The organism is Flavobacterium sp. (genome assembly GCF_027531905.1).
Taxonomy (GTDB): Bacteria; Bacteroidota; Bacteroidia; order Flavobacteriales; family Flavobacteriaceae; genus Flavobacterium.
The window spans coordinates 40,626-51,986 of record NZ_JAPZSU010000037.1 but is presented as its reverse complement, the minus strand read 5'-3'; the positions used below and the strand labels follow the sequence as shown (position 1 = coordinate 51,986).

Genomic DNA, 11,361 nt, shown 5'->3' with positions numbered 1-11,361 from the left:
TTAGGGCTTTTTTGATGAAGGTGTTCTAACACTTCAATCTCTTCTTTTTTTAGGGTTACATATCTCATAATGAGATAAATATACAAATTTAACTACATATAAACAATAAAATACGACATTATTTTATTCTGATTACTTAGTTATAGGTAGTATCGCAATATTTGCGAAAAGCATAACGTGTTTCGCTATTGTTCCAAGTGTCCCATCCTTGAGGAGAATCGAGACCGCCTTCGTAAAATTCTGCTTTGTTTGAATGGCCAGCATCATAACGATCTTGAAAAAATTCTGGTTTGCCATAAGCACGGCCATCGTAAACAATATTTTTGTAAAAACGAGGGTCCCTGTTTGAGTAAGGATTTTGAGGGTCATACCCCGATGTAGGGTCAGTAATGTCTTTACCATCAGCGGTTCCAAATGCGTCTATTAAGCCTTGGCTTGGTGCAAAAGAAGCCCAGCCATGAAATCCACTTGGAGACAAGAAGGTCTCTACTCCATTATAAGCACTCCATTGTGGATCTTTACTAGATAAACGACAGGAAATAATTTCTGAATTATTAGTTGTAAAAATATCTGGATAGTTTTTGTCATATAATTGATAAATATTTAAATCAATAACAGCTTTTGCAGCATCTGATGCTTTTTTCCATTTGTTGATGTCATTAGAGGTATTCCATTGTGGGCTGGCAGCATAGAGTAGTGCTCTTGATTTTATAGCAAGTGCTGCCCCTTTTGTGATTCTACCAAGGCTAGAAGTCGTTAATGGTAATAAAGCAGTAGCTTTGTCTAGTTCTGTAGCTATAAAATCGATTGATTGGTCGTATGTACTGCGGTCAATTTTAAAATCACTATTTAAATTAAAGGGTTCGGTAATTATTGGAACTCCACCATAGTCGCATGTCAATTTAAAATAGGCGTAAGCTCTTAAAAAAAGTACTTCTCCTTTTAATCGATTTCTCCAAGCTTCATCTCCAGGGACATTATCAATTTTGGACAAAAAGATATTACAATTTTGAATAATAGAATAGGTAGGTTTCCAGATGTCAAAATCATAAGCATTGTCAGCAGTGAGAGCTCCAGCATTAATTGTAGATGAATTATAATCAACAATCAGTTTTAAAATCATGAATAGAATTTTACAAATGGGTATCGTTTTTTATTGATGAAAAATCAACTTTTATTAAAAATTTTCAAGTGGATAATATAGTATCAAAAAGTATCATTTTTTAAGCAAGTTTATGAGTAGAAATATTTTGTTTTTGGAAGCATACCAGTGAGAGAATTATAGTAAGAAGTTAGAACTAAGCTTAGCTTGCTTACTTTTGCTTTGTCCTTTTATTGGTTTGGGGATATTACAAGTTACTAATAGTACCCGTTGGTGAAATTCAAAAAAACAATTTCACCCAACGGGTTAATAGTACAAAAAAACACACCCCTTGGATGTGTTATTGTACAAATGGCTATTTTGTTGATGAGCTACAGTTCATTCTAAAGCAGAGTGAACTTTATACTATAGTGAATTTCTAAGGATTAGGGTACATTTGTTTTCTATTTGCCCTTTTTTACCTTTTAAAACCATCTCAGCTAGAATCCTACCCATAGCTTCAAAATCGGTAGAAATTGTGGTGATGCCGTTTCCGACTATCTTTTTTAAAGCCGTTTCATTGTATGAGATAATTCCAAAATCTTCGCTCAATTTTAAGTTTTGTAGTTTAGATTTTTCAATAACATCAACCAGATCTCTATCATTGGGAATAATATAGGTTTCCCCAGTATGTATTTCTCTTCCTTTAAACTGTGGTATAATTTCGTACTCAAAGGCGTAATCGGCGCAAAAATTTTCAAAACCTTTTTTCATTCCTTCGGGTTCTCTGAAGCCTGGAAATATTAAAATTAGTTTTTTATACTTGTTTAAATGAGATTTTCCTTTTTGTAAGGCATCATAAATGTCTTTTTGGTGATTTTGAAATACGGCCGGGAAGGATTCTAATGCTAAGTTGGTTTGATCTAATATAAATACTTCATTCACCGGTAGGGTTTTTATGATTTCTGCTGTATTAGGCAAATTGGTTGGCATTATGATATATTTTGTATAATTACCATTGCTTTCAGTGATTAACTTGCGAAACATTTGGTAGTTAAAATGATGAAAAAAGATGTCGACCTGAACATTTTTTCCAATACTTTCCATAAACGAATTGTAGATGTCTTCTTTAAAGATATTTAACTCATCAAATAATAAAAAAATCCTTTGTTTTATAGTAACCTCAAGGCTTTTTACATAATAGCCTTTTCCTGGGATGGCATAAATAATGCCTCTTTTTTTTAGCTCTTCATACGCCTGTAAAACCGTGTCTCGTGATAAGGTAAAGGCAATACAAATTTTATTTATCGAAGGTAATTTTTCGTCTTTTTTTAATTTTTTTTCTTCGATTGCCTTTTCAATAGAATAAACAATCTGTCTGTATTTAGGGATTCCTAGGTTGTTTTGAATGGAAATTATGTTCATAATAATGTAATTTTTTGCAAGATATAAAAAAACTAGTAGGTACCGGTATGTGAAAATATCTTAATGTTATATTTTTGAATTTCATTTTTCATAATAAGTAATAACAAAATAGTCAAAACAGTATTATGGGGTCTTCTGCAAAATTATTTGGAAACATGTCTGATGGCATTGCTATACATTCTTTTGAATTGATTAATAAAAATGGAATGCGTTTAAACGTAATCAATTATGGAGCAACTATTACCTCACTAAAAATACCAATAGCGAATAATAAAAGTGTTGATGTTGTTTTAGGATTTGACAATCTTGAGGCCTATTTGGAGTCTTTTAATTTAAAAAGCGCCCCTTACCTAGGAGCAACAGTTGGTCAATATGCGGGTAGAATCAACAACGGAACTTTTGAATTGAATGGTAAACTATTTCATTTGAATAGAAACAACAATAATCATTCGCTCCACGGAGGCAATTTAGGCTTTAGTAATGTAGTTTGGACTATTAAAGATAGAAGTGATGGAGAAAACCCCTCGATAACTTTAAGGTACGACTGTCAGAACAATTATGAAAATTATCCAGGAGATTTAGCAGTAGAATTAACCTATACATTATCTGAGGAGAATGAGTTAGTTATTGAATATAATGCTACATCCACTGAAGATACCATTGTGAACTTAACCCATCATAGTTATTTTAATTTGAACGGACATCATTCGGATGTTTCCAATCAGGAACTATACATTAATTCTAATCAAATTTTGGAAGCAACAAATGAGAATATTCCAACGGGGAATTATGTAAACGTAACTAATGCTGCTTTTGATTTTTCTTCCTTCAAAAAATGTCCTACCAAAATCGATACAACATTTGTTTTAAACAAGGAACAAGAATTGGCAGCTTCCTTAATTAGCCCAAAAAACAAGCTAAAAATGACTGTTTATACAGATCAACCAGCGGTACATGTATATGTTGGGGGAAACTGCGAAGCAATAAAAGGAAAAGAAAATGTGTTTTATCATTCTTTAAGTGGAATTTGTTTTGAAACCCAAAATTTCCCTGATGCTCCCAATCATAAGCATTTTCCGAGTGCTGTTCTGAAGAAGAATGAGAGTTACAAACACAAAACCATCTATAAATTTGAAATTCTTTAAATACAAGTAACTACATACATTATCGCTATACAATTTCAATGAAAAAAATAATACTATTAGTAGCTCTTACAACATTTTTTTGTAATGCTAATGCTCAGGATCGCCAAATTCAGATTGAAACTCAAAGTACAGCTTTGATTCTAAAGGCAGGCAAGAACGGTTTGCTTTATCAATCGTATTTAGGTACAAAACTAAATGGTAATTCAGGATATAACCTACTTTCTAAAGAAAACACAAAATCATTTGTGGTAAATGACGGGAATCCATTGGTCAATTTAAGACATCAAGCGTATCCAACTTTTGGAACAGACAACTTGTTTGAGTCCGCGATTCGAATGACGCATAATGACGGGAATCCATCTTTGGAATTAGTGTATGTCAGTCATCGTACAGAAAAAATAGATGGCAATACTACTGAAACCATTATTCAACTACAAGATTTGGTATATCCCGTAGAAGTAACACTACATTATAAAGCCTATTTTAATGAAAACGTAATTGAACAATGGACCGAAATTAAGCATCACGAAAAGAAACCAGTGATGCTATATAACTATGCTTCCTCAATGTTGCATTTTGATGCAGATCGTTATTGGTTAACTCAATTTCATGGAGATTGGGCCAAAGAAGTTCGTATGCAGGAAAGTGAATTGACCAGTGGTACAAAAGTAATCGACTCAAAATTAGGAGTTCGTAACAATATGTACCAAACACCAGTTTTCTTTTTGTCTCTGAATGCTAAAGCAGATGAAAATTCGGGAGAGCTTGTGGCAGGAACAATTGCTTGGTCTGGAAACTTCAAGCTTTCTTTCGAATTAGACAATAAGAATGCACTTCGAGTAACTTCTGGAATCAATCCATTTGCTTCAGAATACAGTCTTCAGCCTGAAAAATCATTCGTTACGCCATCATTTATTTATACTTTTTCAAATAAAGGAAAAGGACAGGCGAGTCGCAACCTACATGCATGGGCTAGAAAGTATGGAATAAAAGATGGAGAAAAACCTCGATTAACGCTACTAAACAATTGGGAAACTACTTTTTTTAATTTTGATGAGAAGAAATTGACAGACATGTTTGTGGATTCAAAAACCCTTGGGGTTGATATGTTCCTTTTGGATGACGGTTGGTTTGGAAACAAATACCCTCGAAGTGGCGATAAATCAGGTCTTGGAGATTGGCAAGCCACCAAAACAAAACTGCCAAATGGTCTCGGTTTCTTGATGAAAGAAGCAGAGAAAACAGGAGTAAAATTTGGAATTTGGATAGAACCTGAGATGGTAAATCCTAAAAGTGAATTATACGAAAAACATCCAGATTGGATATTGAAATTACCCAATAGACCAGAAAATTATTATCGTACCCAATTGGTTCTGGATTTATGCAACCCGAAAGTGCAAGATTTTGTATTCAAAACGGTAGATGACATTATGCAAACTAATTCAGGTGTGGCTTTTTTTAAATGGGATTGCAACCGAATGATGACCAATGCATATTCTACTTATCTAAAAAACCAACAATCGCATTTATTTATAGAATATACCAACGGGCTATATAAAGTTTTAGAACGAATTAAAACAAAATACCCCAATCTACCTATGATGCTGTGCTCAGGTGGCGGAGGAAGAACGGATTATGCATTCCTCAAATATTTTACTGAGTTTTGGGCCAGCGACAACACCGATCCGTTTAATCGAGTATTCATACAATGGGGGTATTCTCAGTTTTTCCCAGCTTTTTCAATTTGTAATCACGTAACATCTTGGGGAAATCAATCCATTAAATTCAAAACGGATGTTGTCATGATGGGTAAACTTGGATTTGATATTAATGTAAGGGAACTCAAAGAAAAAGAATTAGTCTATACTAAGGAAGCTGTTGTCAACTATAAACGATTGAGCCCTGTTATTTGGCATGGCAATTTGTATCGACTAATTTCTCCTTACGACGAAAGCCGTGCTGTATTGATGTATGTTAACGAGGCAAAAAGTAAGGCTGTTTTATTCTCTTATACACTTCATCCGCTTTATGATCCGCAATACAATTCTGTTCGTTTTCAAGGTTTAGACCCGAATAAAACCTACAAAGTGGAAGAAATAAATGTAATGCCAGAAGGGAAAAAATATCTCGAAGAATCGGGAGAATCGTTTACCGGAGATTTTCTAATGAATGTTGGTTTGAGAGTTTCTTCATCAAAGGTAGAATCGAGTGTAGTTCTTGAAATTACTGAGATATAAAAAATCACCGTAATCTAATTATTCATTAATAAGGAGATAATCATTAAAAATGTCAAAACATCATTTCTCAAAGGAAAGAAAATAATGAAAGTTTCACTTGAGCTTTTGATTAAATTAAAATAAATGAAGGACGCATTAATACAAAAAACGACGACTTTTTTTCAGGAAACATTTGGTAATACGCCCGAAAAAATAGTGCTTTCTCCGGGAAGAATTAACATCATTGGAGAACACATAGATTACAACGATGGCTATGTATTACCTGCTGCTATAGATAAGATCATCTGCTTTGCTTTTGAAAAAAGGAACACGACTACTTCTCGAATCGTGGCTATCGATTTGAATCAAGAATTCGCAATTGATTTATCGCAAGACATTCAATTGAGTTCAACGGTTTGGCATAATTACATTTTAGGAGTTTTGAAACAGCTTCAAGACAATGGCTTTGATTTTAGTGGAGTCAATTGTGTATTTAGTAGCAATATTCCAGTAGGTTCTGGCTTGTCGTCTTCGGCTGCTTTGGATTGTGGTTTTCTTTTTGGAATGCAATCGCTTTTTGGATTGGAGATTACTCAACAAAATCGAGCATTGATGGGTCAAAAGGCAGAACATTGGGTGGGAATCAATTGTGGTATTATGGACCAATTTGCCAGTGTGCATGGACTAGAAAATAAGGTCATTAAATTGGATTGTAATACCTTGGAATTTGAGTACCACAACGCTGATTTTAAAGACTATGCTTTGGTGTTGTTTGATAGCAATGTAAAGCATTCCTTGTTTACGTCGGCATATAACAAAAGAAGAGAAGAATGCGAAGAAGGTTTGGCGATTATAAAAGCTAATTTTCCTGAAATCAAAAGTTTCAGAAATTGTACCGAAGCGCAATTGTTGACTTTGAAAGACAAAATGGATGCGGTTGTTTTTGCACGCGTGCATTATGTAGTAAAGGAAATTGCTCGTGTCTCTAAAGCCTGCGAAGCTTTGGATGCCGGAAATATGGAGCTTTTGGGACAGTTACTTTTTGAAACACACGATGGTTTGTCCAGAGAATACGAAGTGAGCTGTCCCGAGTTGGATTATTTGGTCGAATTGGCCTTAGCCGATGAGGCCGTAATAGGTTCCCGATTGATGGGCGGTGGTTTTGGTGGCTGCACCATTACTTTGATTAAAAAAGGAAAAGAAGAAGCCGTTAAACAAAAATTCGCTCAATTATACCAAGAAAAATGGAACATTGAGTTGAAAATTTACGATGTTAAAATCGGAAACGGTACATCCTTATATGAGCCATCATAATTAATAAAAAACTTAACGCTGATTCCACACATATTTGCACAAATTTTTAAGCACAAAATTAATCTGTGATAATTCGTGAAATCTGTGTCAAAAAACATAAAATGAAAGCATGAAAAATTTTGATATCAACGAAGATCCACATAGACGTTTTAATCCCTTAATTAACGAGTGGGTTTTGGTTTCGCCCCACCGTGCAAAACGCCCTTGGCAGGGACAAAACGAAGTTGTTATTTCTGAAACATTACCAGAATACGATTCAGAATGTTATTTGTGTGCTGGAAATGTTCGAGCTAACGGAATGGTTAATCCTAAGTATGAAGATTGTTTTGTCTTTGAAAATGATTTTGCTGCGCTAAAACAAGAACCCATTGCTTTTGAAGAAAATAGTACTCCTACTTTTTTTAAAGCAAAACCAGAACGAGGTATTTCAAAAGTCGTGTGCTTTTCGCCAAAACATAATTTGACCCTACCTGAGATGAGCGTCAAGGCTATTGAAAACATTATTCATACTTGGCAAATGGAGTATACCTCTTTAGGTAAAATAGAGTATATAAATCATGTTCAGATTTTTGAAAATAAGGGGAGTATCATGGGGTGCAGTAATCCGCATCCGCATGGTCAAATTTGGGCGCAATCGTCTTTGCCCACTTCAGTAGAAAAAACACAGCATAATCTTAAGGCCTACTATGATTTACACGGTAGAAATCTTATCCAAGATTATTTGCAAGAAGAATTAAAATTAAACGAAAGAATAGTCCTAGAGAATGACCATTTTGTGGCTTTAGTTCCTTTTTGGGCTGTTTGGCCTTTTGAGACTTTGATTGTCAGTAAACGTCATATTCTTAAGATAACGGATTTTTCTTCCTCAGAGACCTATGCATTTGCTACAATGCTTAAGCAGTTAACCATTAAATATGACAATCTTTTTGAAACCTCATTTCCTTATTCTTCGGGGATCCATCAAGCGCCAACAGATGGTGAAGAACATCCAGAATGGCATTTTCATATGCATTTTTATCCGCCGTTGTTGCGCTCAGCTTCGGTAAAGAAATTTATGGTAGGTTATGAAATGATGGGCGAGTCACAGCGTGATATTACCCCAGAGAAAAGTGCTGAGGTTTTGAGAGGATTATCAGTAGTTCATTATAAAAACAAGTAAAATGCAAATAGTAGTCACAGGAGGTTTAGGATTTATAGGTTCGCATACGGTGGTCGAACTACAAAATGTAGGATATGAAGTAATCGTGATTGATAATTTATCGAATTCGTCTATTGATGTTTTGGGTGGAATTGAAAGAATCACCGGAAAACAGCCTATTTTTGAACCAATTGATTTAAGAGAAAAAGCGGCAGTACAAGCTTTTTTTACCAAATACACTGAGGTTTCAGGAGTGATTCACTTCGCAGCCTCAAAGGCGGTGGGCGAGAGTGTGCAAAATCCTTTATTGTATTACGAGAACAACATTGCTTCTTTGGTTTATCTTTTGCAAGAATTGCAAAAAAGCCAGTAGCTCATTTTATTTTTAGTTCTTCTTGCACGGTTTATGGTCAAGCCGAAGTGATGCCTATTGCTGAAACTACACCGATTCAAGCTGCTATGTCTCCTTATGGAAATACCAAACAAATTGGAGAAGAAATCATTGCCGATGTGGCCAAAGTAAGTGGGCTCAATGCTATTTTATTGCGTTACTTCAATCCAATTGGAGCGCATCCTTCTACCGAAATTGGAGAGTTACCTATCGGAGTTCCTCAAAATTTAGTCCCTTTTATTACACAAACCGGAATGGGCTTGCGCAAAGAGCTGTCCGTCTATGGCAATGATTATCCTACGGTTGACGGTACATGTGTGCGAGATTACATTCACGTAGTAGATTTGGCCAAGGCGCATGTAGTGGCTTTGCAACGTTTGTTGGATAAGAAAAATGAAACGGCATTAGAGGTATTCAATTTAGGAACAGGCAAAGGAAGTTCTGTGCTCGAAGTGATTACGGCTTTTGAAAAAGTGAGTGGACAAAAGTTGCCGTATACCATTGTACCACGACGTGAAGGCGATGTAACCGAAGCCTATGCTAATACCGAAAAAGCCAATACTGTACTAGGCTGGAAAACAGTCGCAACCCTTGAAGAAGCCATCGAAAGCGCTTGGAAATGGGAACAAAAGAGTAGAAAATAATTTTATAACTGCCAAAAAGAAAATAATAACCAAATAATAAATTACCCAATGAATGCATTACAACTATATGATTATCTAGTTTTTTTATTCTATTTTTTTATCGTTGCAGGCTATGGCTATTATGTTTACAAACGTAAGCAGGTTCAGTCGATATCAGCATCACACGATTATTTTTTAGCAGAAGGTTCTCTTACGTGGTGGGCAATTGGCACCTCTTTGATTGCTTCTAATATTTCTTCGGAACAATTCATTGCTATGTCTGGTAATGGTTTCAAAATGGGTTTGGCTATCGCTACTTACGAATGGATGGCTGCTTTGACCTTGATTATTGTTGCAGTTTTCTTTATTCCTGTGTATCTCAAGAATAAAATTTATACGATGCCTCAATTTTTGAGTCAACGTTATAATGGTAATGTGGCCATGATTATGGCTGTTTTTTGGTTGCTTTTGTATGTGATTGTAAACCTTACTTCCATTTTATATCTAGGAGCTTTGGCTATTAATGGAATTTCTGGAATTCAATTGGATTTGTGTATGTATGCTTTGGCTTTTTTCGCAATCGTTATTGCTCTAGGAGGAATGAAAGTTATTGGATATACCGATGTAATTCAAGTAGTTTTTTTGATTTTCGGAGGATTAGTAACTACCTATTTAGCTTTGAATAAAGTTGCAGAACTCAATGGACAAACTGGTATGGTCGAAGGTTTCAATTATATGTTCGACCAATCTGGAGATCATTTTCATATGATATTTGATCGTAATAATCCTAATTATCCTAGCTTACCAGGTTTAACCGTCCTTTTGGGAGGAATGTGGATTGTGAATTTGAATTATTGGGGTTGTAACCAATATATTACCCAACGTGCTTTGGGAGCAGATTTGCAAACCGCTCGAAGCGGAATTTTATTTGCGGGTTTCTTAAAATTATTGATGCCAATTATTGTTGTACTTCCTGGTATAGCAGCTTATGTGATTCACATGAAAGGCGGATTACAAACAGAGATGCTAGACGCTGACGGTATTTTAAATCCTGACAAATCATATCCTGTATTGTTGAATTTATTACCTGTAGGTCTTAAGGGATTATCTTTTGCGGCTTTGACGGCTGCGGTGGTAGCATCATTGGCAGGAAAAGTAAATAGTATTGCTACCATTTTTACCTTAGATATTTTTAAGAAAAAAATAAACACTGAAGCTTCTGAAAAGGAATTGGTTCGTATAGGTAAAATCACGGTTGTTGTAGCCATGTTGGTAGCCGCAGTAATCGCTCCCTTTTTAGGTATTGATAAAAAAGGAGGCTTTGAGTTCATTCAAGAATACACTGGTTTTGTGAGTCCGGGTATTTTTGCCATGTTTATCTTAGGTTTCTTTTGGAAAAAAACAAGTTCTAATGCGGCTTTATTTGCGACGATAGGTGGTTTTGTATTGTCAGTGATTTTCAAATTTTTACCTCAGTTGGTCAATTTAGAATTTTTAAGTGACTACGGTTTCGCTACTTTGGTGGAACAAAAAGACAAAACTATGGCTTTTGAAATTCCATTCATAGATAGAATGGGATTTGTGTTTATACTGTGTGTTTTATTAATGGTTGTAATTAGTTTGTGGGATGAAAAGCGAGGTATAGTGAGTAAAGGATTAGAAGTTGATACTAAAATGTTTAAAGTCTCTAATGGTTTTGCAGTTGGTACGCTTATAATTGTTGGTTTATTAGTGGCGCTGTATACTATTTTCTGGTAAAAATAAATGTAGTTAGTTTTTTAAAAAGGTGGAATTCAAGTTTTGATTTCACCTTTTTTTTGTGGTAACGAATTGAAATATGAGTTTCTTAAAATAGAATTAACCTCATTTAGATACCCCAGTGTAGACTAAAATCATAGTTTAAAGTAAATCAACGTAGAAAAAACAGAAATAGCACCATTTTTCATACAGATGAGCTATGTGAATAGTAAAACGTCTATTTATTTCTATTAAAAAGCTATAGATCCTATGCTTCTATGTGGTATAAAT

General features: G+C 34.9%; 7 protein-coding genes and 1 pseudogene. 6 read left to right on the top strand and 2 right to left on the bottom strand.

What is annotated here, in order from left to right; translation table 11 throughout:
• Positions 1–136: 136 nt before the first annotated feature.
• Together O9307_RS10275 and O9307_RS10270 are read right to left on the bottom strand one after the other, a co-directional pair.
• Positions 137–1,123: a RagB/SusD family nutrient uptake outer membrane protein gene (locus tag O9307_RS10275; RefSeq protein ID WP_298298657.1), complete on the bottom strand. Its 987-nt coding sequence runs from the start codon at positions 1,121–1,123 to the stop codon at positions 137–139.
• Positions 1,124–1,507: 384 nt separating this feature from the next.
• Complete coding sequence (locus O9307_RS10270) at positions 1,508–2,506, bottom strand: GntR family transcriptional regulator (protein ID WP_298298654.1); 999 nt, start codon at positions 2,504–2,506, stop codon at positions 1,508–1,510.
• Between the two features lie 125 nt (positions 2,507–2,631).
• Between O9307_RS10270 and O9307_RS10265 the strand changes: the two genes are divergently transcribed.
• The 6 genes and pseudogenes from O9307_RS10265 (at position 2,632) to O9307_RS10240 (ending at position 11,091) form a co-directional block, all read left to right on the top strand.
• Positions 2,632–3,651 (top strand): aldose epimerase family protein, encoded by a 1,020-nt coding sequence (locus O9307_RS10265; RefSeq protein WP_298298651.1) that lies wholly within the window; start codon positions 2,632–2,634, stop codon positions 3,649–3,651.
• A gap of 38 nt (positions 3,652–3,689) precedes the next feature.
• Positions 3,690–5,888: an alpha-galactosidase gene (locus O9307_RS10260; protein ID WP_298298648.1), complete on the top strand. Its 2,199-nt coding sequence runs from the start codon at positions 3,690–3,692 to the stop codon at positions 5,886–5,888.
• A gap of 123 nt (positions 5,889–6,011) precedes the next feature.
• Entirely contained in the window at positions 6,012–7,181 is a 1,170-nt protein-coding gene (galK, locus tag O9307_RS10255) for a galactokinase (RefSeq protein WP_298298645.1), read from the top strand.
• 109 nt (positions 7,182–7,290) lie between these two features.
• Positions 7,291–8,340, top strand: a complete 1,050-nt coding sequence (locus O9307_RS10250) for a UDP-glucose--hexose-1-phosphate uridylyltransferase (RefSeq protein WP_298298642.1) — start codon at positions 7,291–7,293, stop codon at positions 8,338–8,340.
• 1 nt (position 8,341) lies between these two features.
• Positions 8,342–9,354, top strand: a pseudogene (galE, locus tag O9307_RS10245) (UDP-glucose 4-epimerase GalE).
• Between the two features lie 48 nt (positions 9,355–9,402).
• On the top strand, positions 9,403–11,091 hold the full coding sequence (locus O9307_RS10240; RefSeq protein WP_298298639.1) for a sodium/solute symporter: 1,689 nt from the start codon (positions 9,403–9,405) through the stop codon (positions 11,089–11,091).
• Positions 11,092–11,361: the final 270 nt, after the last annotated feature.